17 protein-coding genes are annotated in these 26,170 nt (G+C 62.1%); 8 read left to right on the forward strand and 9 right to left on the reverse strand.

The window, feature by feature from the left end:
* Nucleotides 1-481: 481 nt before the first annotated feature.
* The 4 genes from H2170_12510 to H2170_12525 form a co-directional block, all read right to left on the reverse strand.
* Nucleotides 482-823 (reverse strand): HIT domain-containing protein, encoded by a 342-nt coding sequence (locus tag H2170_12510; GenBank protein MCS6300900.1) that lies wholly within the window; start codon nt 821-823, stop codon nt 482-484.
* Nucleotides 824-892: 69 nt separating this feature from the next.
* On the reverse strand, nt 893-2,077 hold the full coding sequence (locus tag H2170_12515; GenBank protein ID MCS6300901.1) for a GTP-binding protein: 1,185 nt from the start codon (nt 2,075-2,077) through the stop codon (nt 893-895).
* Nucleotides 2,074-3,432: a hypothetical protein gene (locus H2170_12520; protein ID MCS6300902.1), complete on the reverse strand. Its 1,359-nt coding sequence runs from the start codon at nt 3,430-3,432 to the stop codon at nt 2,074-2,076. The genes H2170_12515 and H2170_12520 overlap by 4 nt, the downstream gene beginning before the upstream one ends.
* A gap of 94 nt (nt 3,433-3,526) precedes the next feature.
* A complete protein-coding gene (locus H2170_12525; GenBank protein MCS6300903.1) occupies nt 3,527-4,459 on the reverse strand; it encodes a phosphatase in 933 nt (310 codons plus the stop codon).
* Nucleotides 4,460-4,782: 323 nt separating this feature from the next.
* Here H2170_12525 and H2170_12530 point away from each other — a divergent pair, with 323 nt between their 5' ends.
* Together H2170_12530 and H2170_12535 are read left to right on the forward strand one after the other, a co-directional pair.
* Nucleotides 4,783-6,561 carry a SpoIIE family protein phosphatase gene (locus H2170_12530; GenBank protein ID MCS6300904.1) on the forward strand — a complete coding sequence of 593 codons (1,779 nt, stop codon included), beginning with the start codon at nt 4,783-4,785 and terminating at the stop codon, nt 6,559-6,561.
* Nucleotides 6,558-6,944, forward strand: coding sequence for a response regulator (locus tag H2170_12535; protein MCS6300905.1), 387 nt, complete (start codon nt 6,558-6,560; stop codon nt 6,942-6,944). Before H2170_12530 ends, H2170_12535 begins: the two co-directional genes overlap by 4 nt.
* A 133-nt stretch (nt 6,945-7,077) precedes the next feature.
* On the opposite strand, the gene glgB is transcribed toward H2170_12535, so the two are convergent.
* Complete coding sequence (gene glgB, locus H2170_12540) at nt 7,078-9,225, reverse strand: 1,4-alpha-glucan branching protein GlgB (GenBank protein ID MCS6300906.1); 2,148 nt, start codon at nt 9,223-9,225, stop codon at nt 7,078-7,080.
* A gap of 180 nt (nt 9,226-9,405) precedes the next feature.
* Nucleotides 9,406-12,195, reverse strand: a complete 2,790-nt coding sequence (gene ppc, locus H2170_12545) for a phosphoenolpyruvate carboxylase (protein ID MCS6300907.1) — start codon at nt 12,193-12,195, stop codon at nt 9,406-9,408.
* Between the two features lie 173 nt (nt 12,196-12,368).
* Here ppc and lptD point away from each other — a divergent pair, with 173 nt between their 5' ends.
* The 5 genes from lptD (at nt 12,369) to H2170_12570 (ending at nt 23,186) form a co-directional block, all read left to right on the forward strand.
* Complete coding sequence (lptD, locus tag H2170_12550) at nt 12,369-14,552, forward strand: LPS assembly protein LptD (GenBank protein MCS6300908.1); 2,184 nt, start codon at nt 12,369-12,371, stop codon at nt 14,550-14,552.
* Nucleotides 14,553-14,663: 111 nt separating this feature from the next.
* Nucleotides 14,664-15,854, forward strand: coding sequence for an RsmB/NOP family class I SAM-dependent RNA methyltransferase (locus tag H2170_12555; protein ID MCS6300909.1), 1,191 nt, complete (start codon nt 14,664-14,666; stop codon nt 15,852-15,854).
* 388 nt (nt 15,855-16,242) lie between these two features.
* Nucleotides 16,243-17,832: a transposase gene (locus H2170_12560; protein MCS6300910.1), complete on the forward strand. Its 1,590-nt coding sequence runs from the start codon at nt 16,243-16,245 to the stop codon at nt 17,830-17,832.
* Between the two features lie 355 nt (nt 17,833-18,187).
* Complete coding sequence (locus H2170_12565) at nt 18,188-21,124, forward strand: PAS domain S-box protein (protein ID MCS6300911.1); 2,937 nt, start codon at nt 18,188-18,190, stop codon at nt 21,122-21,124.
* Between the two features lie 472 nt (nt 21,125-21,596).
* Nucleotides 21,597-23,186 (forward strand): transposase, encoded by a 1,590-nt coding sequence (locus H2170_12570; protein MCS6300912.1) that lies wholly within the window; start codon nt 21,597-21,599, stop codon nt 23,184-23,186.
* 245 nt (nt 23,187-23,431) lie between these two features.
* Here H2170_12570 and H2170_12575 read toward each other — a convergent pair whose 3' ends face one another.
* Nucleotides 23,432-23,650, reverse strand: a complete 219-nt coding sequence (locus H2170_12575) for a hypothetical protein (GenBank protein MCS6300913.1) — start codon at nt 23,648-23,650, stop codon at nt 23,432-23,434.
* Nucleotides 23,651-23,799: 149 nt separating this feature from the next.
* On the opposite strand from H2170_12575, the gene H2170_12580 reads away from it, so the two are divergent.
* Nucleotides 23,800-24,786 (forward strand): MBL fold metallo-hydrolase, encoded by a 987-nt coding sequence (locus tag H2170_12580; GenBank protein ID MCS6300914.1) that lies wholly within the window; start codon nt 23,800-23,802, stop codon nt 24,784-24,786.
* A 54-nt stretch (nt 24,787-24,840) separates the two neighbouring features.
* On the opposite strand, the gene H2170_12585 is transcribed toward H2170_12580, so the two are convergent.
* The gene (locus H2170_12585) at nt 24,841-25,713 is read right to left on the reverse strand and encodes a YicC family protein (protein ID MCS6300915.1); all 873 of its coding nucleotides are present in this window, start codon (nt 25,711-25,713) and stop codon (nt 24,841-24,843) included.
* A gap of 37 nt (nt 25,714-25,750) precedes the next feature.
* Entirely contained in the window at nt 25,751-26,110 is a 360-nt protein-coding gene (locus H2170_12590; GenBank protein MCS6300916.1) for a four helix bundle protein, read from the reverse strand.
* Nucleotides 26,111-26,170 lie beyond the last annotated feature (60 nt).

The following is a 26,170-nucleotide window of genomic DNA, read 5'->3' on the forward strand; positions in this document are numbered from 1 at the left end:
CCGCTCACAAGTCGAACGCAGATCAGCCGAATCCTTGAGCTCACGCTCAAGGCCACACTCTTCGCGAACACACTCCTTGTGGCCTTGAGCGTGAGCTCAAGGATTCGGCGCACCGCAGCCAGATAAAAACACCTCGTGCTCACGTACGAAGCCACACCGAGCCAAAGCCACCCAGGCAAAGGCACACTCCAGGCCGCACCCGCCCGAACGTGGCCTTGAGCGTGAGCTCAAGGTCTGGAGTTTGGCCGTTTAAGTAGTACCAAGAACCACACAGGTGCGGCGCATCATGTATGGCGATCTGAGCTGATCACTCCGGAGCGTTTCTCAGGCTTCACAGCAGACTCCCTCGCGTCTACAAACTCATCGCAACTCATGCCGATGCTACCTTGCAGTAAGCTTCCAGCTGAGCTGGGAGGAACAACGCGTTTTAGGGCCAAACTCCAGAGGCAGTCCTGCCCGAAACCGAGGAAAAGGGGGCAACTTAACCGGGGGGCCAGGCGAGTTGACGTTTCGCCAGGAGGTGAACGTGTAGGTGCGGCACGGATTCGCAGGCATCCAGGCCGTTGTTAATGACGAGCCGAAACCCGCGCGCCAACTGGAGTTTCTTCGCCACCACCCCAGCCATGAGCAGCAAGTGCCCCAGTACAGCTCCATCCGTGGAAACGGCATCGCCCACACGGGCAATCACCTGCTTCGGAATGATCAACAGGTGCACAGGCGCCTGCGGATCAATATCATGAATGACGATACAGCGTTCGTCTTCGTGCTCGATGACAGCTGGAATCTCGCGCGCAATGATGCGCTGAAAAAGGGTTTTCGACATGGCCGGAGTGTCTAACGCCAAAACGGGGGAAGACACGGAATAAAATCCGCCCACCAGAATCACCCCCACTCAAACGAGGCAGGCTGCGAGGGCAGCCCGAATCGCGCGTTCGTCCAAGCCAATGCCGATGAAGACCAACTCCTGCCGTCGATCACCGTGAGGCTCGACCCAAGCCGCACGGATCGACTCCGGGCGTTCATCCAGGCGCGCCTTGCCGTTTTCGATCAATGCAGCCCACCAATAATTTAAGGCGTCATAACGCACCACGCCTCCGGCGATGGAAACAAACCCCATTTCGTCGGGTTGCTCCCGCGTCCAATAAAACCCTTTTGCGCGCAACAGCCCCGGGATACCTGAGGCCAGAAGTTGGCGGAACTTCGTCTGATCAAACGCCGATCGCGCCTGATAAACGAACGAGCCAATGCCGTACTTAACCGTGTAGTCCGGCCGCGTCTTTGCCAGTGGGTTGGGCAAAACGAGCGCCCCCGGAACCACGGCATTGAGTGCCCGAACCCATTTTGCAGCACCGAGGGTTTCCTTGGCATCGAAGCGGGCGCGGCTCAGAAAAAATTCGCTCGGCACCTGTCCGTTTTCGGTGCGAACGATTTCGGCGCGCGTGTTTAAGCCGCGCAACACCTCCTCCAACTGGGAAACCGCCGCGACAGACACCAGATCACATTTGTTAACCACCAAAACATCCGAGCATTCCACCTGCTCGAGCATTAACTCGAACAGCGGGCGATCGCCTGTAGCCGGCTCCAGGCGCCCACCGCGCGGCTCACCCGCCTGCACGCCACCGGAGTTGAGCGACTGGGCCTTCGCCGCCTCGTTTAAAAACCCCGCTGCATCGATCACAGAGACCAGCGCCGACAGCGGCGCGAGTTCCCCCAGCGTGCGCCCGAACGGATTTTTGCGCGTAAACAAATTCGCTACCCCGCGCGGCTCGGCCACCCCGGTGGTCTCCACCCAAATGTGCTCGTAGCTACCCGACCCGGCGAGTTCAGCCACCGTCTCCGCAAGGTCGTCCTTGCTTGAGCAGCACACGCACCCGTTGCCCAATTCGACGATGTCGCGCGCGGCAGCCGTCTCGGCGCCAGAGCGCACCACGGCCGCATCGATATTCACCGCGCCCACATCGTTAACCACCACTGCCCAACGACGGCCCTCGGCCTGGCGCAACACGTGGTTGAGCAACGTCGTTTTCCCCGCACCGAGGAACCCACACAGCACCGTGACACCGGGCCGGTTGCTCATACCGCTACCGCCGGAACCGTGAGGGATTTAATCCGCGCATCGACCTCACTCATGGACTGCAGGACCTCCAGCGCACGCTCCATGGCATCGAGGGTAACACCGCTAAAACTACGCTGCGTAATCGCCTCCCGCGTCGCCTGCACCGCCGAGGTGGCGATCCGCGCACGCTCCGGATCCTGTCCGAGGTGCTCCAATAGAAACTCGCCCAGAAATTGCGGCTGCTGGGTGCGATAAAACCACGCGCCGAAATCAAAGAGCCGGTTACCGATGGCGGTAAACCAACCCGCGCGCTCGCCCCAGCCGTTGATCAACTTGAGGCCATCCTCGACCGCGTCGCTGGCCTCCGCCAGCCAACTGGCCCTGGCGGCCTCTGCAGGGGCCGCAGCGGCTACCTGAGCGCCAAGGGTAACGGCGAGTGCATGCAGCGAGCGCAAAACCGTATCGGCAGCGGCAGGTTCGGCCGCCGCGCGCTCACCCGCACTGGTGACCGCAAGACGCAGGCTCGCCAACCCCGCCTGCGTGTCGTGAGCCGCGCACTGGGCCTGCCCCAGATTGAGCAAAATCGTCGCCCGCTCCACCCTCACAGACTCCGGCTCCGTTGCCAAAAACCCGTCGATGATCGCCAGTGCCTGCGCCTGCGCATCGACCGCAGCGGCGACTTCGCCGGCTTCCTGCCGGACGAGCCCGAGATTTGTCAAAGCCGAGGCGAGGTTCCGCCGCGCCAAGGGATGCTCCCCGCATCCTTGCAGGCAAGCGACCGCCTGCTCCAACGCCTGCCGCGCGCCGCCCAAACCGGCTGCACCACCCGTGCGCTGCAACAACCCTGCACGCCCCATCAGGGCCGCGCCCAAGCTATTCCGCAGCTCAAAGGGCATCGCGTCGTTGGGCTCGCCGACCACCGCGATGGCCTCGTCGTAACACCGCAGCGCCTCAGTGAGCGCCTCAGGGGAGCCCAGGCGCTGCAACCCTTTGCCCCGGCTGATCCAGGCCACCACCATAAAGCCAACCTCGGATGACAACTTTTGGCCCAAACCGATTGCCTGATCATAGCTGCGCAACGCTTCCACGACCCACTTCGTCTCGCCCTGAATTGAGGCCAACGCGTCGAGCATGTGCCCGCGTTGCAACCACACGTGCTGAGCCACCTCCGCGAGCGCAATCGGCAGCACAGCCGTCTCATCCGGACCTGATTTAACCAACCCTGACTGCACACTCGTGAGCGCTTCGTCACACGCGCGTAACCCATCGCCCAACTTTGCAGGATCACCCGAGCGCCAGGCGGCTTCGGCCACCTCGGCATGACCACGAACCGTATCGAGCAACTCAGCAGGAGAAGGAGGTAAAGGCGACGACATCGTGGGGTGATTGGGGCCTGCGTTTAAGCCGTCGGCAAGGGCTGAATCAACGCATCCGCCAACAGCTGTAAAGTTACCCACGCCGACACCCCGCTCAGCCCAACGCCTGCGCCGCCAGGCCCCAGCGCAGGTTATAGAGCGAATGGTGGAACCGTTCAAACAGCCCGAACTCCGCCAATGTGACCGCCGTGACCAACGCAGCGGGAAACACATCGGCCCTGGCCCCCGGCATGCCCGGCATTTTCCGCCGCTCCGCCAAATCCTTCGGGCCGACTTCGTCCAAAAGGGCGTGCAACGTGGCAGCGAGAACCACCGCTGGGGTGTCCTCCAACCCGACTCCATGCAATGCACCGTTCATCATGCGCACACTGGTCATTGTCCCACCCGTAAAAACAGCTTCTGCACCCGGCAGATTAAAGCGAAAACCTGACTGTTTAAGGGTGTCGCGAACATGCCGTGCGAGCGCAGCGCATTCAGCCGACTCCAACGGGGCGGCCGGATTCTTAATAAACGCCTCGGTCATACGTACACACCCAAGGCGCAGGCTAATGCCCTGCTCGATCCGTCGATCGCGGAAGGCGAGGCACTCCAAACTCCCCCCGCCCAAATCGAACACGTAAAAATCACGCAGATGCGCCAACTCGGGATCACAGGTCAGCCCGCGCCCAATAAGATCGGCCTCTTCATCCCCGGTGAGGATGCGGATGGGGTGTCCGGTCGCAGCCAGCACCCTCGATTGGAACTCGGGGCCATTGAGCGCATCGCGCACCGCACTGGTGGCAACCAGCACCGTGTGCGTTGGCGCGAAAGGCTTAGCCACGGCGAGTAAATCAACGATTGCGGCAAGGCCGCGCACCATGCCCTCTTCGCTCAATTTAGGCTCGGCGCGGCTGATCCCCGCGCTGATACGCGCGTCTATGGTCTGGGTTTTTAACGCCTCAAGGCGACCGTCCGCTCGGCGCGCAGCGACCAGAACTTTGATCGAGTTGGAGCCAATATCGATGACCGCGACGACGGGTGATGACATGCCACCCACGCAATACGCGTCGCTCGGCGAAGTGAAGACGCCTTTTCAACGGATTCGCGCAAACCGGGCGACCGCTGGGATTACCCCCCCTGCGGCCCGCTGAAAGTAGCGCGGAACCCAAGCCGGAATCGGCGGACCATTTTGTGCACAGGGAGCCGCCTGGAGCATTTCAAGTTAAGCTGTAGCCGTATGAAGTAGCGCAGACTTCCAGTCTGCTCATCAGAAAAGCAGGCTAGAAGCCTGCGCTAGGACGAGCCGGTCTAGGCTAAATCATTTTTTGAAATGCTCTAACCCGGAATAAACCACCGTAAACCCGCACATCCATGCCTTACCTCACAGCCCCCGCATCAGGACTTGAACGGCCCCCCACCCCCGAAGCGGCCTGTTGCCTGAGCGACATTGAGGAGACAGTGATCATTACGCTGCCGCCCCGGCTGGACCACGTCCGCAAGGCGAGCGAGCGCGCGCTCGCCTGGTGCACATTGCAAGGTGTCGCGCAGGCCACCCGCGACCGTATCGAACTGCCCTTGGTCGAGGCCCTTAATAACGCCATCGAACACGGCTGCGGCGCCCACACCACTCCCCAGGTCCGGCTCACCGTACGCGTCACCGCCGAGGCCGTTTTCGCCGAAATCCAGGATCCGGGCACATTCGCGCCGGCGCCCGACTGGACCCTGCTCCCCAAAGATCCACTGGCCGAAAGCGGGCGTGGCGGATTCCTCATAAAAAACGGTACGGATGACTTCACGAACACCCGAACCGCGGCCGGCCACACCCTTACCCTGCGGTGGAAAACACGGCCCTTAGCCGGCTACGGCTTGGTCGCCGCCGCCGCAAGTGAACACACCCTCGAACACCTCACAGCCGACCTCGCCAACAGTTGCGAAACCGTGCTCGGCCTCACGTATTTTTCCGGATTACTCGCCACCAGCGCGACCTTCGCGCAACTGCTCGAACGGGTTCATGAACGCCTGCGCATGATGGTACGCCACGACCAGCTAACCCTGCGCTTCATCGAGGGCGACGCACTGGTTCTGTATCCCGTCGGCAGCGCCCTGAATCAGCCTGCACGTATTCCGCTCAACCACTCGACGACTGAGGGCCGCTGCATCTTGGAGCGCCGCCCCTTGGTCGGCCTGGCTCAACCGGCGGCCGGAAAAACCGACAAACTCGGCCTCGCTGGCGGCCCCATTTGCCTGCTGCTGGTCGAATTCGGCGGGCAAGCGCTCGGCACCCTGACCGCAACCCGGAGCGCCTCGGCACCGGCGTTTTCGAGTGGCGATGTCGAACTGCTGCAGGCCGTGGCCGATTTCATCGGCATCGCCCGCGCCACCGACAACCTCTGGCAGGAACGCCAACAGCGGTTGCAGCTTGAACAGGAAATCCACGTCGCCGCGGCCATCCAGCGCTCGTTGCTGCCCGCAGAATTCCCCGTTCACAACCACTGGTGGGTGCACGGGGAGTGCCGGCCGGCGCGTGAAGTCGGCGGGGACTATTTCGATGTGGTTACCCGACCCGATGGAGGCGTGCTGTTGATCATCGCCGACGTCATGGGCAAAGGCGTGCCGGCTTCCCTCCTGGCGGCCATGTTGCGCAGCTCGCTACGGGCCATGGCGGACCTTGAATCCGCCCCCGAGCGCATTCTCACCGGCATCAACCGCCAGCTTTTTCCCGACCTCGAAAAGCTCGGCATGTTTATCACCGCCGTGCTGGTCTACCTTCCCGCCGACAAAAAAGACCTGCCGCACTTCGCCAATGCCGGCCACTGCGCCCCCGCGGTCCTCAGAGCCGACGGCACCATCCACGAATCCCCCGGCAGCGCGCCCCCCTTAGGCATTTTCCCCGAGAGCCTTTATCGGCGCCACCCCTGCGCGGTTACCGCCGGCGACCGACTGCTGCTCTACACCGACGGCTGCTACGAATTCGCCGGGCCGGATGGCGCGATGTGGGGATCGGCAAACTACCTGCGTTTCGCGGCGTCCATCCGTGAGTTAAACCCCACCGAATTCATCACTGCGCTTTTGGATCACACGGGCATCGACCTCGAACGAACCGTAACCAGGGATGACCGCACTTTGGTCGTAGCAACCCTTCGCCCATGAATCCACCCACGATCCTGATTGTCGACGACGAGTTACACATGCTGCGTTTCATCGCCTTCATCCTGCGGCCGCTTAACGCCACGGTGCTCACCGCAAGCAGTGGGCGTGCAGCCCTGCAAATCATCCGAGAACGCCCAATTGATCTGGCGCTTTTTGACGTGCACATGCCCGACGTCGACGGCCTCACAGCGCTGCAGACGTTGCGTACCAGCGGCGACAGCAAAAACCTGCCTGTCATCCTGCTGACCGGGGCGGGCGAATCCCACATTGAGGCGCAAGGCCGGGCACTGGGCGTGCAGGCCTTTTTCCGCAAGCCGTTCAGTCCCGCGCAACTCGCAGCGTGCGTGCGGGAGCTGCTGCAGACTGCGCCCTGTAACGGTTAGTTTGCTCAAACCGACCGGTGAAGAAAAGTAGCGCAGACTTCCCTGTCTGCATCCGAACCACCCCAACTCGGCTTCGGAGCAGACTGGGAAGTCTGCGCTACTTTTTCGAACGGCTACTTGCTTAGCAGTCCACTCAGCCCTCGGCGGTCCACTTGAACATCAGCGTGCTCAGAGGCGGGATCTTGAGCAGCAAGCTGTGCGGGAAACCGTCGCAGGGGATGTCGTCGGCCAAGCGGCCGCCTTCGTTGCCCACGCCACTGCCGCCGTAGTAATCGCTGTTCGTGTTCAAGACTTCCTTCCACCAGCCCTTGCGTGGCACGCCAACACGGAAATCGGCGCGCATCACGGGGGTGAAATGCCCGACCACGGCGAAGAACGTGCGCTCGGTTTCATCGGTGCGCAGGTAGGTGACCACGCTGGCACCGCCGTCGTGAGCGTTGATCCAACGGAAGCCGCGCCAATCCAGATCGTGCTCACCGAGCACCGGTTCGCTGGTGTAGAGGCGGTTGAGATCACGAACGAGTAAACGCACGCCCTCGTGGTCCTCGTATTGGAGGAGGTTCCAGTCGAGGCTGCCGGCATAGGCCCACTCGCTGGATTGGCCGAACTCGCAGCCCATGAAGAGCAGTTTCTTGCCCGGCCAAGCCCACATGTGGCCGTAGAGCGCGCGCAAGGTGGCGGCTTTTTCGGAAATATCCCAAGCCCCCATCTTGCCGAGCATCGAGCCTTTGCCGTGCACGACCTCGTCGTGTGAAAACACGGTCATGAAGTTCTCGGAATACTGGTAAAGCGCACCGAAGGTGAGATCGTTGTGGTGCCACTTGCGATGCACGGGCTCCTTTTGGAAGTACTTCAGCGTGTCGTGCATCCAGCCCATGTTCCACTTGTAGTCGAAGCCGATGCCGCCCTGGTCGACCGGCTTGGAGATGCCCGCGAACGCGGTCGACTCCTCGGCGATCATAAGGACGCCGGGATAATAACTGTGCACCAGCTCGTTGGTCTGGCGGAGGAAGTTAATGGCCTCAATGTTTTCGCGACCGCCGTACTGGTTGGGGATCCACTCGCCCTCCTTGCGGGAGTAATCGAGGTAAAGCATGGAGGCGACCGCGTCCACGCGCAGACCGTCGAGGTGGTAGCGGTCGAGCCAGGCGAGGGCGTTGGCAATGAGGAAGCAGCGCACCTCGTTGCGCCCAAAATTAAAGATGAGGGTACCCCAGTCCATGTGCGCGCCCTGACGCGGGTCGGCGTGCTCGTAGAGGTGGGTGCCGTCAAACTCGGCAAGGGCAAAGCTGTCGCGCGGGAAGTGGGCGGGAACCCAGTCGAGGATGACGCCGATGCCGCGTTGATGCAGGTGGTCGACGAAGAACGAGAAATCGTCCGGGGTGCCGAAGCGGTGCGTGGGGGCGAAGAAACCGGTAACTTGATAACCCCACGAGCCGTCGAAGGGATGCTCGGCCAGCGGCATCACCTCGATGTGGGTGAAGCCCATATCGACGACGTAATCGGCAAGCATGGGGGCGAGTTCACGGTAAGAGAAGGGGCGGTTGCCGTCCTCGACCTTGCGCTTCCACGAACCCATGTGGACTTCGTAAACCGAGACGGGGCGATCGACGCGTTTAGCATCTGCGGCGCGCGCCTGCATCCAGGCGGCGTCGCCCCAGTGGTGCGTGCGGGGATTGCACACGATGGAGGCGTTACCTGGAGGGGCTTCGAAGTAGGTGCCGTAGGGATCGGTTTTAATGCGAATCAGCTCCGCCTGATCGAGAAGCTCGTACTTGTAGAGCTCGCCCGCGCCCAGACCAGGAATGAACAACTCCCAAACACCGGAGGCACCGAGCGGACGCATCGGGTGGTAGCGGCCGTCCCAGTGGTTAAAATTACCCACGACGGAAACGCGGGCCGCGCTGGGTGCCCAGACAGCGAACGACACGCCGGGCACGCCGTCGATCACGCGCAGATGCGCGCCGAGCTTTTCGTAGATGCGGTGCTCGTTACCCTCGTTGAACAAGTAAAGGTCCTGCTCGCCGAGCGTGGGCAGGAAGGAATACGGGTCGAAAAATTGGCGGATCTCGCCGGAGTGCTGAGTCGCACGTAGCTGGTAACGGAACACCTCCTTACGAGAAGGAATAAAAACCTCAAAAAATCCCTCTTGCGCGAGCGACTCCATCTCGACGGCGGGCGCATTTTTGTCCGTCAGATCGACGACCTCGCACGACTTGGCTTCGCGAATAAAGGCGCGAACCAAAAGCCCGCTTATGCGTCCTTTTTTAGCGGGGCGCATACCCAGGAAATCATGGGGGCAAGCGCAGCGGGCTTCGATAAAGGAGGCGAGTTCGACGGGAGTTAGGATCACTTTGGATTCAGGGGTTTGGTGGATGTGTGTCTGGTTCTGGCAACCGCGTCCAGTGCGGCGTTTTATAACTACCGAAAGGCGGGCTGCGTGGTCCTTAGACCAATAAAATCAACCGGTGTTCTTCAATCCGCCGGAAATTCCGTTAATTGTTAGCTCGACGACGGCGCGCGTGGACTCGTCCTCGGCCTTACTCAGTTTACCGCCTCGCAGTCGGCGCATCATCTCGACCTGTAAATAGTTGAGCGGATCGATGTACGGGTTGCGCAGCTCGACCGACTTGAGCAGCACCGGCTCACTGGAGAGGAGTTTCTTTTGGCCGGTAATTTCCAAAATCGCGCGTTCAGTGCGGTTAAACTCATCCATCAGGATACCGAAGATGCGCGCGCGGATGGACTTATCGTCGACCAAACCGGCGTAAAGCTCGGCGATTCCCATGTCGGCCTTGCGCATGGTGAGTTGTGCGTTGTCGATGAGCGTTTGAAAAAACGGCCATTCGGCGTGCAGGGTACGGAGCAGCTTTTTACCCTTGGGTCCGCGCTGGAGCACGGAGTCGAGGGCCGAACCAAGGCCGTACCAGCCAGGGAAGTTGAACCGGCTCTGCATCCACGAAAACACCCAGGGAATGGCGCGCAGGTCGTCGACGCTGGTGGTGTTGCGGCGGAAGGTGGGGCGGGAGCCAAACTTGAGGTTGCTGATCTCGTCGATCGGAGTTGCCTGTTTCCAGAACAGGAGGAACTCGGGGTCTTTGTGCACGAGCTTTTCGTAGGCGGCAAAGCCGGCGGCGCTCATCGTTTCCATCGCGTCGGTCCATTCCGCCGGGGGCACGAAGGGGGCTTGAGCGGCATGGGATCCAAGCAGAACGCCATAGGCCATCTGCTCCAGGATGCGGTGCGCCAAGTCGGCATCGTGGTAACGCGTCGAGAGCACCTCGCCCTGTTCGGTGACACGGATGCCGCCATCGCGCAGGCCGATGGGTTGGGCGAGAATCGCCTTGGCGGCCGGGCCACCGCCACGGGCGATACTGCCACCACGGCCGTGAAAAAGGGTCACGCGCACCGCGTGCTCGCGGCACACTGCGGTGATGGTTTCCTGCGCCTTGTAGAGAGCCCAATTGGCGGTGAGGTAGCCGCAGTCCTTGTTTGAGTCGGAGTAGCCGAGCATAACATGCTGGTGGTCGCCGCCGGCCTCCAGCACCGGCGCGTAGGCGGGGTGCGTAAACAACGTGCCCAGCACCTCGGGAGCCAGATTGAGGTCGTCGAGGGTTTCGAACAACGGGGCGATGGGCAGGTTCGCCTTGGTGAGCTTCATCAGGTAAACCACCTCCAATATGTCGGAAACAGCGTCCGTCATACTGATAATATAGATACCGAGGGCGTCCGGGCCGAACTTGGCGGAGGCCAGAGCGGCGACACGAAGCGGATCGATCACGTTGCGCGTGGGAGCGGAGAGCTTGCTAAGCGAGGTCGCGCCGAGGTGGCGCGCGTTATCGATGGCGGCGGCAAGCAGTTCGCGTTTCGTTGCCTCGGGAAGTTTCGGGTAATCCGCACGGTCGAGCAGCTCGGCAACCGCAGCCTCGTGATGACTCGAGTGTTGGCGCAGATCGAGGTGGCTGGCATGCAGGCCGAAAATTTCCACCTGGTGGCGCAATTCTTGTAATTCACCGCCAGCGAGCAGTGCGCCGCGACCGTGCTTGAGGCTGTTGTGGATGGCATCGAGTGTCTCCTTGAGTGCCGCAACCGGCAAGGAGGGCTCATCGTCGGCGTTTTCCGGAATCAGCAAAGCCCCGTTGGGGAACTGGCCGCCCTCCACCTTCAGTCGTTCACACAAACCACCCAGCAAAAGACGGTAAGGCTCATGCGGGTAACTACTGCTGAGTTGCGCCACGTAGGTGGACAGATAACGGCTCTCTTTAATGAGCCGGCTCACCGCCGGGGAAATGGAATCTCGGAGGTCTGAAACCGTGAGGTTATGCAGCAGGCTATAAACGCAGTCGTGCATCTTTTTGACCGCGATGCGCCGGTGGAGCGCAAGAATGTCGGCAGTCACGCGGGCATTGACGTTGGGGTTGCCATCGCGGTCGCCGCCGATCCAGGAGCCGAAGGTTAACCAGCGGGCCGGTGGGGTGACGCTGGGATAATGCAGCTTGAGCGCACGCTCCATGTCGGCATGCAGGCGGGGCAAGGTCTTATACAGGGTCGAGTCGAGGTACCAGAGACCGGTGCGCGCCTCGTCGGCCACCTCGGGGCGGGCGGTGCGGCTGCGATCGGTCAGCCAGAGGCAGGCGATTTCGCGCTCAAGACCGGCCGGATCGGATGAGGCGAGGCCGTTGACCTCAGGATTGGCGCGCTGGCGCAAGGTTTCCGCCAGGGTTTGGAGTTTGGCCAACAGCGTGCGGCGCTTGGACTCGGTCGGATGCGCGGTGAAAACCAGATCGATGGAAATCTGGTCAACGAGCTTCTGCATAGCGGCGGCATCGACGCCGCGTTTTTTCAATTCGAGCACACCAGCCTCGATCGATTCGCGAATAGGGAGCGCATCGGGCGACTTGGCGTCGGCACGCAGGCGGGCGGCGCGGCGTCTGCGCAACAGCAGGATGCGGAAATTTTCCTCGGCGATGTTCACCAATTCAAAGTAGAGCGTGAAGGCCATCGCCTGGTTGAACGCTTCGCTGGGCGACAGGCCCGCGATGGTTTCACTGAGAGCCGGGGCGGCGGAGGCATTGCCGGTGCGCGCGGACTTGGACAACGTGCGCAAGCGCTCAACGGTCGCCAGCGTATCGGCCCCCTCCAGCTGGGTGATCACCCGGCCGAGCGCGTCTCCCAAGGTACGAATCTCCGTGCGGAGCTGGGCAAGTTCGTTGGGGGCGGTCGAGGAGCGGGAAACAGGAGTGCGGGCCATGTTAAAAATGAGCAGATAGGGTGCGGTAAGTTGGGAGGGTTAAAGCAGCCCTGAAAGCGAAAAGTGGGCCAAACGAGTTAAAACCTGCACGAGGGCCCAAGGTTTTGATCGATCGCGCCCCCTTGGCTCTGGGCTTGCTTGCGACCTCGGGGCCGCCTTATTTGCGTGCCACCGTGACCAGACGCCTCCTCCCCGTCCTTCTTCTTATCAGTGCCAGCCTCGTGCAAGGTGCCCCCAACCTGCCGCAAATCACTGCCAGCCGCACCGAGATCACCGATGCCGGCACGGTGTTCACGGGCAGCGCGCGCCTCGATTACGACGGCTCGATCTTGCTCGCCGATCAAATCTCCTACGACCCCAAGACCCAAATCGCCCGCGCCGTGGGTCGCGTTTCCTTCACCCGTGGGCCGCAGACCGCCGCCCCGTCCCGAGCCGCCAACCCGCGTGACCGGGCCAAACCGCTCGCTCAGACCACCCCGCAGCGCCTGCTCGCCGACGAACTCACCTACAATCTGGCCGACCGCACCTATACGGTGAAAAACGTCCGCCTCGGCCAGGACCCCATTTTTATCAGCGGCAGCAGCGTCCAGGGCGGCCCCGACAAAATCGTTATCCGTGACGCGGTCGTGAGCTTATCGGAACCCAGTTCCATCTCACCAACCCTGCGCGGCTCGACGGTGACCTACGTGCCCGGCGACCAAATCCAGGCCAAAAGCGCACGCGTGGGCATCGGCGCCACGCCCCTCATCCCGATGTCGGCGTTCACCCAGTCGGTCAACGACCCGCTGCTCAGCCACATGAAGGCCCGCGTCGGCTACGGTTCGCGCTTGGGCGGCGAACTCGAACTGGGCCTGCTCATGCCGGTCAACCGCATGTTCAAACTCGGTGGCGAACTCGACTTCTACACCAATCGCGGTGTCATGTTCGGCCCCGCCGCCGACTACGAACTCGATAACGCCAACACCACCGTGAAGGGCTCCCTGCGCAGCGGTTTCATCAACGACAGCGGCAAACGCGACAACGACATCCTCGGCAACCCTATCCAGGCCAACCGCAGTTTTGTCGAATGGGAACACTACCAGACCGTCGGCGACAACGTCACCCTGCTCGGCCAGGTTAACTACTGGTCCGACTCCGAGGTCACCCGCGATTTCCGCCCCAAGGAGTTCGAAAAGACCCAGACCCCCGACAACTTCCTCGAAAGCTACTACACGGGCGACAACTACGTCATCTCGGCGTTCACCCGCTTTCAACCCAACGACTACCACGTCGTGCAGCGCCGCCTGCCCGAAATCCGCTTCGACGGTCTGCCCGTTGAGGCCGGCTCCGGCATCTACCACCGCGTCAACGCCAGCCTCGCCGTACTCGAAGACACCTCGCTGACCGCCCCGACCAACACGGTTAACCAGGTTGACCGCTTCGACACCTACTACGGCCTCACCCGCCCCTTCACCCCGAGTGAGTGGTTCTCGATCAAACCGGTGGCCGGCACCCGTTTCACCTACTACGACCGCGCGCAGGCCCCGCGCAGCGACTACGCCCGCGGTCTCGCCGAGGCTGGCTTCGACGCCGAGCTGCAAGCCAGCTCCACCTACGACTACAAAAACGAGCGCTGGGACATCGACGGCCTGCGCCACGTGGTCAAACCCTACGTTTCCTACCGCGCCATCGGTAACGCCGACCAAGGCTCCAACACCGCCATCCCCGCGATCGACCGCACCGTCTTCGCCACCGGCCTGCAACCCCTCGGCCTGGCCGACCGCCGCGACATCGACACCTTGGGCAAGACCAACACCGTGCGTCTCGGTGTGAACAACGCCGTGCAGACCCGCGACCGCAACTACGCCTCGCGCAACCTCGCCGAGCTCGACGTGGCCGGCGACTGGCGCTTCGACCGCACCACCGGCCAGGACAGCCTCTCCGCCATCCAAAGCCAGCTCACGCTCACGCCCGCGAAGTGGTTCAGCTACGATGTCTACACCAACGTCTCGCCCGACGACCTCACCATCGAGGAAATCAACACCGGCGTGACCTTCAAAGACGCCGGCGTCTGGTCGGTTCGCGTGGGTACCAACGTCATGGAGTCCAACCCTCGCGACTCCTCCACCCTGACCAACACCAAAGGCGGGATCGGTGAGTACACCTTGGACACGCACTACTTCATCAACGAGGTGTACGAGGCCATCCTGAACCTGCGCTACGACGAGCTCGGCGGCCGCTTCACCTACAAGGCTATCACCCTGCGCCAGAACATCCGCAATCTCTGGTTCATCAACTACGCACTCGCCTTCAGCGAAGGCGACTCGCGAGCCGGCAGCACCAGCATCAAGGTCAGCGTCGAACTGGCCAATTTCTGATCGGGTAAAACCACTCGCACGCTTGTCCCGCCAACTCAGGGGCGAGACGCCCGCCCCGCGGGTATCTCGCCCCTGCTTCATTTTAACCGTCCTTAACACGCCTCTTCATCCATGACCGATCGTCCCGCATCCGCCGCTCCCGCCGCCAGCCAAGGCAGGGTTTTCCTCACGCTCTTCGCCGCCCTTCGTCCGCACGTCACCACCGACCGCAACCTGCCCTCGCGCCTGCAACAACTGCTCGCCCGCGAAAAACGCTTCGGCAGCCGCGACCGCCGCCTCTACCGCGAATTGCTCTACACCGCGCTCCGCCACCTGCCGTGGATCGACGCCCGCCTCGCCGCCTCGCCCGACGAGGCCGTCCGCGCCACCGCCTGGCTCACCACCGACACGCCCGCCACCCACGCCTTCCGCGCCCACTGGACCGCCGGCTGGCCGGAAACCCCAACAAGCGTCGCCGACAAAGCCCTACACCTCCAAGCCGATCCCGCCGCGTTGTTACCCGAATGGTTCGCCGCACATTGCCCGGCCGCCTTCATCGCACCCACGCTCGACACCCTGCACACCCGCGCCCCGTTGTGGATCCGCATGCAGACCGACGACCCGGCGCCGGTTCTGGCCGAATTCGCCACCCGCGGCTGGCCCGTGCGCCCCTCCCCGATCCTGCCCGCCGCGCTCGAAGTGCTCACCGAGGCCGACCTCACCACCACCGATGCCTACGCCCAAGGCCTGATTGAGATTCAAGACCTTGGTTCGCAACTGCTCCTCGCCACCCTCGACCCGGCGCCCACCGGCCTGTGGCTCGACGCCTGCGCCGGCGCCGGCGGCAAAACCTTGCAGCTTGCCCGCCTGATCGGCACCACCGGCCGGGTCGACGCCTATGACATCCGCGCCAAGGCTCTCGACGAACTCGGGGCCCGTGCCGCCCGCGCCCGCATGGCCAACATCCGCATCCTCTCCGGCGCGCCCAGCGCCAGCTACGACGGCGTGCTGGTCGACGCCCCGTGCAGCGGCACCGGCACCTGGCGCCGCTCGCCCCACCTCAAATATTGCACCACCCCGAGCACGCTGCGGGACGCGGCCGTGTTGCAACGCGAGTTACTCGACCGCCACTCGGCCCGAGTGCGCACCGGCGGCCTGCTCGTTTACGCCACCTGCTCGCTCAGCCGCGAGGAAAACGAAGACATCGTCACGGCGTTTTTGGGCAATCACCCCGAGTTCACCGCCGCCGCGCCCGCACGCACCCTGTTGCCCTCGGATTACAACACCGACGGCTACTTCGTCGCCCCGCTGCGCCGCGCCTGAGGCCGTTCAGGCCACGCGGCTTGCCCGGCGACACGCGGATTAGAAGCGTTCGAAACGTAGCGCCGACTTCCCTGCCTGCTCGAGGTCGCCGGGCCGGGATTAAGTCGAAGCAGGATGGACGCCTGTGCGCTGCTTGCCCACGCAACCATGGAAAATCGATCCAGTTAACACCTTCCACGTTTCGATTTGAGACTTTAACGCAAAGGCGCGGATAAGCGTGAGGCGCCCCTTTCGTGGTAATACGTCGCGAACTTCGCTTCGTGGCGGCGTGGAGGCGTTGCGTTAAACATGGTCCTGTTCGTTTAAGCTTTTGGCCTTACGTCATCTTAACCTAAATCCGGCAATAGAAACTAGCCAAAAATCACGCAGGTGATTGTTTGGCTGTCATATGCCGCCGTTTTTACCGCCGGAAAAAGCTCACCCCGAGGGTGAGTCAGAAAACCCTGATCACAAGGCAACGCCAAGCGATGCCGCCGAGGTGTTGATTGTGGATACACCCGGAGGACGTTTTCGTGCGCAGTTCGCCCCAGAGTTGCCGGTGAGCCCCTTGGGGGCACTGGTGTTTTTCACGCAGTACTTGTGTGCGACAGGAGGCTTCGAGGCACTGGTTGCGGACACGCCGCTTTGTTACAGCAGCAACCGCGCACACCGCCCTCGCGACGTGATTGGAACCCTGCTTTTGGGGATGCTCTCCGGGCACTATCGCTACGCGCACCTCGCGGCCCTGCGCGGCGACGACATTGCCCCGAGCCTGCTCGGACTTAAGTCGATTGTCAGCGAGGATTGTGTGCGCCGGGCGCTGGCTCGCATCGGTGCCGAGCAGGGGCAGGACTGGTTGCGGCGTCACCTCGACCAAACCTGTCATGGGTTTTTGGATAACCAGTGGATCCTCGACATCGATGTCACCATCAAGCCCATCTATGGACGTCAGGAAGGTGCCAGCATCGGCTATAACCCGCAAAAGCCCGGACGCCCCAGCCACGCCTACCACACCTACTGGATCGCCACCTTGCGCCTGTGTCTGGACGTGGAGGTGCACCCCGGCGATCAATCCGCCGCCGGACATGGTTTTGCGGGGCTGTGGGCGCTCATCGACCGACTGCCAGCCGAGCGCCGGCCCCATCTTTTGCGCGGTGACTGCGCCTATGGCCAGGAGGCGCTGCTCAGTGAAGCTGAAGCGCGTAAACTCAACTATTTGTTCAAACTGCGCCGCACCGCCAAGGCCCGCGAGCTGGTGGCCGCGCTTGAACGCACCACCACCACCGCTTGGACCGACGCCGGACAAGGCTGGCAGGGCTGCGAAAGCTGCCTGCGCCTGCAAGGCTGGAACCGGGCCCGACGTGTGGTGGTCTTGCGCCGTCGCCTCAACGACCAACGCCACCCCCGGGCCCGCCGCCGCCTCGTGCGCGAGCAAGCCGACCACGCTTTGCTGCTGAACATCCCCGACGCGGCCGCCTGCGAGCCGATCATCTACGAACATCAGATCCTCGTTACGAGCCTGCCCTACGAGATCCTTACCCTTGCCACCCTGTATCGGGAACGTGGGGGCGCGGAAAACCCCTTCGACGAGCTCAAGAACCAGTGGAGCTGGTCGGGGTTTACCTCCCAGGAGCTAAACTCCTGTCAGCACGCCGCGCGTTTGGCCGCACTGGTTTACAACTGGTGGACGCTCTATCACCGCCTGCTTCAACCCGGTCAGCACCACGAGGCGGTGAGTACACGTCCCCGTCTGCTCTGCGGAGCGACCCGGCAGAGCGAACACTCCGGTCAACGCCGCCTGGACGTGCGCTTGAGCCATGCCGAGGCACCTCGCCTGAGTGAACTCATCACAAAGCTGGCCAGATGGTTACATGGTATCCTTCATAATGCGGAGCAATGGAGTGTCGCCCAGCGCTGGGGGCAAATCGTAGCGAGGATTTTACAGGAAAACTTCCCTGTACTCGGCCCTGAACCGCCTTTGGCCACCGCCCCAAGCTGATCGCGCTTCCGTTCAGCCTGCCGCAGCACTCTCCACCCTCATCTATCCGACGGGCAACGCCCGCCGGCCGCACTTTCTATTGCCGGATTTAGGCTTAAACAAAAATCCCACATGAGATACGCGGCTGGTTCGGCAGGCGCCACCCATCGATAGGGGTAGTTCAACTGGTTCCGAATCCCCCAAACCGACCGACTTTATCCGTCGGTCAGTTGCAACCCGCCCCCGGCTGGAATTGATTTGGAAGCCCCGTCAGCCGCCCCCTGTTCCCCGCGTGCCAGCTCGACACGCCCCCCGCACAAGGAAGCCCCCCGTGAATGTCCTTTCGCCGCCTCCGCCAGCCCTACCGCCCCTCCCGTTGCTGCGCCTTTCGTCTGCCCGTTACTCGTTCATGCAGATTGCTGGCAGCGTCACGCTGAGCGTCGGAGCGCTCATTTTGGCAGGTTGGGCGGCGGGCATAGAGGGCCTGATCACCTTCGGCTTTCAGGGCAAACCCATGACGGCCAATACTGCGATTGGCTTCATGCTGTGCGGTGCCGCGATGCTCGGATTCCAAACGATCCGAAAACGCCTGTGCCTGGCGACGCCACCCATTATATTTGCACTCGTTGCGCTGGCACTGGCCGCCCTTGGCGAACAGGCCTCAGACCTTAACCTCGGCATTGACGAACTGCTTTTCCACGACCCCTACACCATTCCTCCGCTTGCACCCGGACACATGGCCCCCAATGCGGCAGCGGGGTTCATACTCACGGCTGCGGCGCTCTGGCTCCTGCGCCGGCCACACGCGCTGGAGCGCTGGAGGCCATGGCTACTCGGCGGACTGGGATTCTCCGTAGCGATGCTGGGGACCGCCGCGGTGCTGGGTTATCTGACCGGTTTCCGCGGATTCTATAGTTGGTGGCAACTCAGAGCGATGTCCGTGCCCACCTCCCTGCTTTTTATGCTTCAGGGCGTGACCATCATCGGCTTCACCTTCGGGGAAACCGGCGTTCGCTGGCTGCTCGGCCGGTGGCTGCTGGGCGGCATGGCCCTAGGGCTGGCCTTCATCGTGGCCGCCGCAGTCTACTCTCGAAGCATCAACGAACAGTTGTCCCATGCCGCCGCAGGCGTGGCGCACACGCTAAAAATCGAGGCCAAGATCCGCCAACTGGAAACCGCAATCGAGGGCAAAACCGTCAGCCTGCAAGGCTATATCCAAACCGACAACGCAACCCTGCTCCAACGCACCACCCAGTCGTTAAGCACCATCCGAAGCGTTTTAGCAGAACTGCGCGGCCTGGCGGCGGACAACGCAGAGCTGCAAACCCGACTCGACCGCACCGAACAGCTGATCAACGAACGCGGCGAATTCATCAACCGGCTCATCACCGGGCGGCAGTCGAGTGCCCGCGGCGCACCCGCCGGGCCCGATCCGACGTTGGGTGCCAGCCTGCTGGGCGAGCAAATCCGCGCCCAACTCGAAGACGTCATTGCTTATGCAGACCGGTTACTCGCTTCCCAACAGGCTCGCGCCGCGCTCCTGCGCGAGCGCTCGTCCTCGATTCTGCCCATCGAGATACTGCTGATGACCCTGCTGACGATCACCGTGCTGCTGCGGCTGAATGCCGAGGCCGCCGAGCACGCTCGGCATGTGGATCAACTCATTCTAAGCGAAGGATTAAAGACTTCTATCCTCAACTCCATGCCCTCGGAAATCGCCCTGCTTAACCCGGCCGGGGTCATCGTGGCGGTGAACGAGCCGTGGCTGCGCTTCGCACGTGAACGAGGCGCTCCCGCAGAAAGCAGGATTGGGGTGGGCGCAAACTACCTTGATGTCTGCAGCAAAGCGATCGCTGACAAAGAGCCCTACGCGGCCGAGGCACGCACAGGCATTCAAGACGTGCTCCATGGCACGCGCGCTGAGTTTCAACTGGAGTACCCCTGCCCAAGCCCGACGCAGTCCTACTGGTACCTGCTGCACGCCACGTCACTGCAGGGCGGAGTGGGCGGGGCGCTCGTCGCCCACCTCGACATCACCGCGCGCAAACAGGCCGAGGAAGCGCTGCATAAGAGCGAGGCCATGTACCGCAGCCTTCTGTTTAATCTGGAGGCCGGAATCGTCGTCCATGCGCCGGACACCTCCATTGTGATGAATAACACAAAAGCCGCTGAACTACTGGGCCTCAGCGACGATCAACTGCGCGGGAAACGGGCAATCGATCCGGCGTGGCAATTTACCGATAAAAATAACACGCCACTGACCCTTGATCACTACCCTGTTAACCAGGTTTTAAGCACTAAAAAGCCGATTAAGAACCAAATCCTCGGAATTCACCGCCCAGGCGAAACCAAGCCGGTCTGGGTACTCGTCAATGGATTCCCTGAACGCGATGACCAGGGAAACATCACGGAAATCCTAATCAGTTTTATCGACATCACCGCGCGCAAAGAAGCTGAAGCTCAGATCCGCGTGCTCAATGCAGAACTAGAGCAGCGTGTCGCGGATCGCACGGCCGAGCTCAACGCCGCCAACACCAACATCCAACAGCTCAACGCCGATCTCACCGCCCGCGCCTCCAAGCTGGAGGTAGTCAACAAGGAGCTGGAATCCTTCAGCTATTCGGTCTCGCACGACCTGCGCGCACCGTTGCGGGCGATCGATGGGTATGCGCGCATGGCGATCGAGGATTGCGCCGGGTTGCTTGACGCCAATGGCCGCCGTCAGCTCAACGTCATTCGCGATGAGGCACAGCGCATGAGCCGATTGATCGACGACCTGCTATCGTTTTCTCGGATCAGCCGTCAGCAAACCGAGCCGGTGTCGATCGACATGCACGCTATGGCTCAAGACGTTTATAACGAATTAATTAAATTAGAAAGTGGCCGGACCGTGCAGGTAAACCTGCAAGAACTGCCTGCGGCGGAGGGCACCCCAGCGATGATCCGGCAGGTGTGGGTCAACCTGATCAGTAACGCGCTCAAATTCACCCGTAAACGGCCGGTCGCCACGATCGAAATTGGGGCGCAGGTGGATGCGAACGGGGAATGGGTTTATCACGTCAAAGACAACGGGGCGGGCTTCGACATGCGCCATGTGGACAAGCTCTTTGGGGTATTTCAACGCCTGCACAACCAGCCGGACTTTGAGGGAACGGGAGTCGGATTGGCGCTGGTGCAACGCATCCTGCAACGCCACGGCGGGCGCATTTGGGCCGAGGCCGAGGTGGATAAGGGAGCCTGTTTTTATTTCACCCTACCGCTTCCCACGGCGGCACCGGTGCCGGCGATGGCGATGGCCGGAGACAGCAAGTAACTGACCGGTGGGACGGAAGTGAACGATAGGGAGAAAACCAAGGATTGTTCTAGGTTTTCAGCGACAGCGCAGGGGCACCTTGAGCTCACGCTCAAGGCCACATTCAGCGTGGCTTCGGCGGGAGCGTGACTTCGGCGGGAGCGTGACTTTGCCGGGAAGCGCGAGAACGTGAGCTCTAAGGTCAGCGATTCCTCGTGGCCTTGAGCGTGAGCTCAAGGTCGCATTCAGCGTGGTGCCAGCGTGAGCATGAGCTCTAAGGTCAGCGATTCCTCGTGGCCTTGAGCGTGAGCTCAAGGTCGCATTCAGCGTGGTGCCAGCGTGAGCGTGAGCTCTAAGGTCAGCGATTCCTCGTGGCCTTGAGCGTGAGCTCAAGGTCGCATTCAGCGTGGTGCCAGCGTGAGCATGAGCTCTAAGCCTAAATCCGGCAATAGAAACTAGCCAAAAATCACGCAGGTGATTGTTTGGCTGTCATATGCCGCCGTTTTTACCGCCGGAAAAAGCTCACCCCGAGGGTGAGTCAGAAAACCCTGATCACAAGGCAACGCCAAGCGATGCCGCCGAGGTGTTGATTGTGGATACACCCGGAGGACGTTTTCGTGCGCAGTTCGCCCCAGAGTTGCCGGTGAGCCCCTTGGGGGCACTGGTGTTTTTCACGCAGTACTTGTGTGCGACAGGAGGCTTCGAGGCACTGGTTGCGGACACGCCGCTTTGTTACAGCAGCAACCGCGCACACCGCCCTCGCGACGTGATTGGAACCCTGCTTTTGGGGATGCTCTCCGGGCACTATCGCTACGCGCACCTCGCGGCCCTGCGCGGCGACGACATTGCCCCGAGCCTGCTCGGACTTAAGTCGATTGTCAGCGAGGATTGTGTGCGCCGGGCGCTGGCTCGCATCGGTGCCGAGCAGGGGCAGGACTGGTTGCGGCGTCACCTCGACCAAACCTGTCATGGGTTTTTGGATAACCAGTGGATCCTCGACATCGATGTCACCATCAAGCCCATCTATGGACGTCAGGAAGGTGCCAGCATCGGCTATAACCCGCAAAAGCCCGGACGCCCCAGCCACGCCTACCACACCTACTGGATCGCCACCTTGCGCCTGTGTCTGGACGTGGAGGTGCACCCCGGCGATCAATCCGCCGCCGGACATGGTTTTGCGGGGCTGTGGGCGCTCATCGACCGACTGCCAGCCGAGCGCCGGCCCCATCTTTTGCGCGGTGACTGCGCCTATGGCCAGGAGGCGCTGCTCAGTGAAGCTGAAGCGCGTAAACTCAACTATTTGTTCAAACTGCGCCGCACCGCCAAGGCCCGCGAGCTGGTGGCCGCGCTTGAACGCACCACCACCACCGCTTGGACCGACGCCGGACAAGGCTGGCAGGGCTGCGAAAGCTGCCTGCGCCTGCAAGGCTGGAACCGGGCCCGACGTGTGGTGGTCTTGCGCCGTCGCCTCAACGACCAACGCCACCCCCGGGCCCGCCGCCGCCTCGTGCGCGAGCAAGCCGACCACGCTTTGCTGCTGAACATCCCCGACGCGGCCGCCTGCGAGCCGATCATCTACGAACATCAGATCCTCGTTACGAGCCTGCCCTACGAGATCCTTACCCTTGCCACCCTGTATCGGGAACGTGGGGGCGCGGAAAACCCCTTCGACGAGCTCAAGAACCAGTGGAGCTGGTCGGGGTTTACCTCCCAGGAGCTAAACTCCTGTCAGCACGCCGCGCGTTTGGCCGCACTGGTTTACAACTGGTGGACGCTCTATCACCGCCTGCTTCAACCCGGTCAGCACCACGAGGCGGTGAGTACACGTCCCCGTCTGCTCTGCGGAGCGACCCGGCAGAGCGAACACTCCGGTCAACGCCGCCTGGACGTGCGCTTGAGCCATGCCGAGGCACCTCGCCTGAGTGAACTCATCACAAAGCTGGCCAGATGGTTACATGGTATCCTTCATAATGCGGAGCAATGGAGTGTCGCCCAGCGCTGGGGGCAAATCGTAGCGAGGATTTTACAGGAAAACTTCCCTGTACTCGGCCCTGAACCGCCTTTGGCCACCGCCCCAAGCTGATCGCGCTTCCGTTCAGCCTGCCGCAGCACTCTCCACCCTCATCTATCCGACGGGCAACGCCCGCCGGCCGCACTTTCTATTGCCGGATTTAGGCTAAGGTCAGCAATGCCTCGTGGCCTTGAGCGTGAGCTAAAGGTCGGAGGGATTCCCCGCCCTCCGCCCCAACCTTCCGACCGGAGCCAAAAAAAGCCGACCGCACGTTACGTGCCGGTCGGCAGACGTCTGACTGACTATAAATGACCGAATTAGGAGGTCGTCTTGGGGGCGTCCTTTTTCTCGGGCTTGGCGCACGGGCCGCTGGCGCAGCCATCATCCTTCGTGCATTTCTTTTCTTCTTTCTTTTGGGCGGGGCAACCGCCGCAGGACGCGGGGTCTTTCTTTCCGCATTGGCCATCGGCGCGAACCAGCGCGACGGAGGCAAAAGCAGCTAGGGTACAGGCAACCAGGATACGGAGGGATTTCATGTTTTTTGGAATAGGTGAGATGAAGTACGAGCCGTATTACGCAGCAAAAGTTCCATCCCCTCAAAATATTTTCCAGCGCTTCTCCAACCAAAACCCAATTTCACTGCGGTTTCGCTTCCCATGAGTGCGCGCCAGCCCTTGCGTGAGGCATGGCTTGGGAAATTCAGTTCCGCAAAGGCATCCACCTTCCGCAAATCGGGTGGTCGCTCGACGCCCAATCACGGGTCGCACGCTCGTTCATATCGCATGCGCATTCCGACCACGTCGCCCGCCACCCGGAGGTGCTCTGCACGCCCGCCACCGCTCGCTTCCTGCACGCGCGCATACCCGGCAAGCGCCAGATTCACGAACTGCCTTTCGGCACTCCCCTCCCCCTCGACTTCGGCGTGACCGCCACCCTCCATCCCGCCGGGCATATTCTCGGCTCAAGCCAGATCCTGCTCGAGTCCGCCGAGCACGGCTCGCTGCTTTACACGGGAGACTTCAAGCTCCGCCCCGGCCTCGCCGCCGAGCCCTGCGCCACCCCGCGCGCCGATACGCTCATCATGGAAACCACCTTCGGCCTGCCACGCTACGTCATGCCGCCGGAGTCGGAAATCATCGCGCAACTGATCGCCTTTTGCCACCAAGCGGTCGCCGACGGGGCCACGCCCGCGCTGCTATGTTACAGCTTGGGCAAGAGCCAGGAAGTCTTGCGCGCCCTCGCCGCCGCCCAATTACCCGTGATGCTGCATTCTGAAACCAATCGCCTCACCCGCATTTACCAACAACTCGGGGTGGAATTCCCCCCGTTTCGCGAATTCGAGCAGCGCGACGTCGCCGGCCACATCGTGATCTGCCCGGCGCATTCCTCCGGCCTGCTCAGCCGCATCCCCTCCGTGCGCACGGCCGTCATCACCGGCTGGGCGCTCGATCCGGGCGCCATCTACCGCCACCGCTGCACTGCCGCATTCCCGCTTTCCGACCACGCCGACTACCCCAGCCTGCTCAAATTCGTCGAGCGGGTGCAGCCCAAGCGCGTGTTCACCGTGCACGGCTTCGCGCAAGAATTCGCCGCCACACTCCGCCAAAGGGGCATCGACGCGCTCGCCCTGGGGCAACCCAACCAGCTCGACCTTTTCGCCCCCGCCCCGTGACCCGACGCCGCCCCAAAAGCGGCTCCCGGGTTTTACGCACAACTCACGCGGCGCTCACTCGACGTTGGCGATTTGCTCGCGGATGCGCTCCAGCTCGTTCTTCAGCTCGATCACGTTTTGCGCGATCGTCAGATCGTTGGCCTTGCTCCCGATGGTGTGAATTTCGCGGCTGATTTCCTGCAAGATAAACTCCGCCTTCCGGCCGATCTCACCGCCCGATTTGAGCAAAGCGGCGAACTGGTCAAAATGGCTGTTTAGCCGCGTAAGCTCCTCGGTGATATCGCAGCGATCGGCAAACAGGGCGATCTCCTTGAGCACACGCTCATCGCGCACGTCCAGTTCCAGGCCGGCCTCGCGCAGTCGCTTGTGGAGCACTTCGCGATAACTGCCCGTGACCAGCGGAGCGCGTGCCGCCACCGCCGCGACGTGGGTTGCGAGCGTACCGAGGCGTTGCTCGAAATCCGCACGCAGGGCCTCGCCTTCGGTGGCGCGCATCCCGACGAAATGCTGGAGGGCCTCGGTGAGCACCTTGGCCAGAACCGGCGCGGCGGCGTCCACCGCCGGCAACGCGGCCCCTGATCGGTTCATATTCAACAACGCGAGCAACACCTCCGGAGTGGGCGCAAAAACCACCCCGCGACTGGAGGCGAACACGGCGAGGCGTTTTAACAGCGCGCCGGCGGCGGCCTCATCCCAGCCGATATCGACGGCACCGGGCGCTCCGGTGAGCTCCACGTCGACGTGGATTTTCCCGCGCACGGCCTGCTTGCGTACGGCCTCGCCGATGGACGCTTCAAGCGCCTCCCAGGCACCGGGAAGTTTAACGGTCAAATCGAGGGTTTTGCGATTCACCGAGCTGATCTGAACGGTGAGCGTGTGGGAACCAAGCGGGGCGGAAGCACGGCCGTAGCCGGTCATGGATTTCATGGCAGCCAATAAACCCAAAATCCTAAGCTGCTAAATCCTAAAATTCAGCCGCCGAGTCGATTGATGATGGTGGAGCAAATTTTGACCAATTGCCCGCCTCGTCGTTAAGAACGGCTTGGGCATTCTTTAACGAATCACTGCTACCGAGGTCGAGGAGGCGCAACCACAAGCCGGACTCCTTGGCTTCCTTGCGGCTAATGCGGAACTTCATCAACCGATCCTTATCCCCGAGCGCGTTATCGGCCTCGATTTGATTGGCGGCCACCGAGCCCGAGGAGCGCACCAACTGCTTTACGTCCTGAACATTCGAAATCGTATGAGGCAAGCCCCGCACAAACACCCGCACGTCATGAGCAAATCGCTCAGTCCGCGCCTCAAGATCATCCCTCGTGCTCATTCGCGTGCGCCCCTTGGGATTTGCCGATTTAGGATTTGGGATTTACGCCCTGCGGCGTAG

This window comes from Opitutus sp. (genome assembly GCA_024998815.1).
Taxonomy (GTDB): domain Bacteria; phylum Verrucomicrobiota; class Verrucomicrobiia; order Opitutales; family Opitutaceae; genus Rariglobus.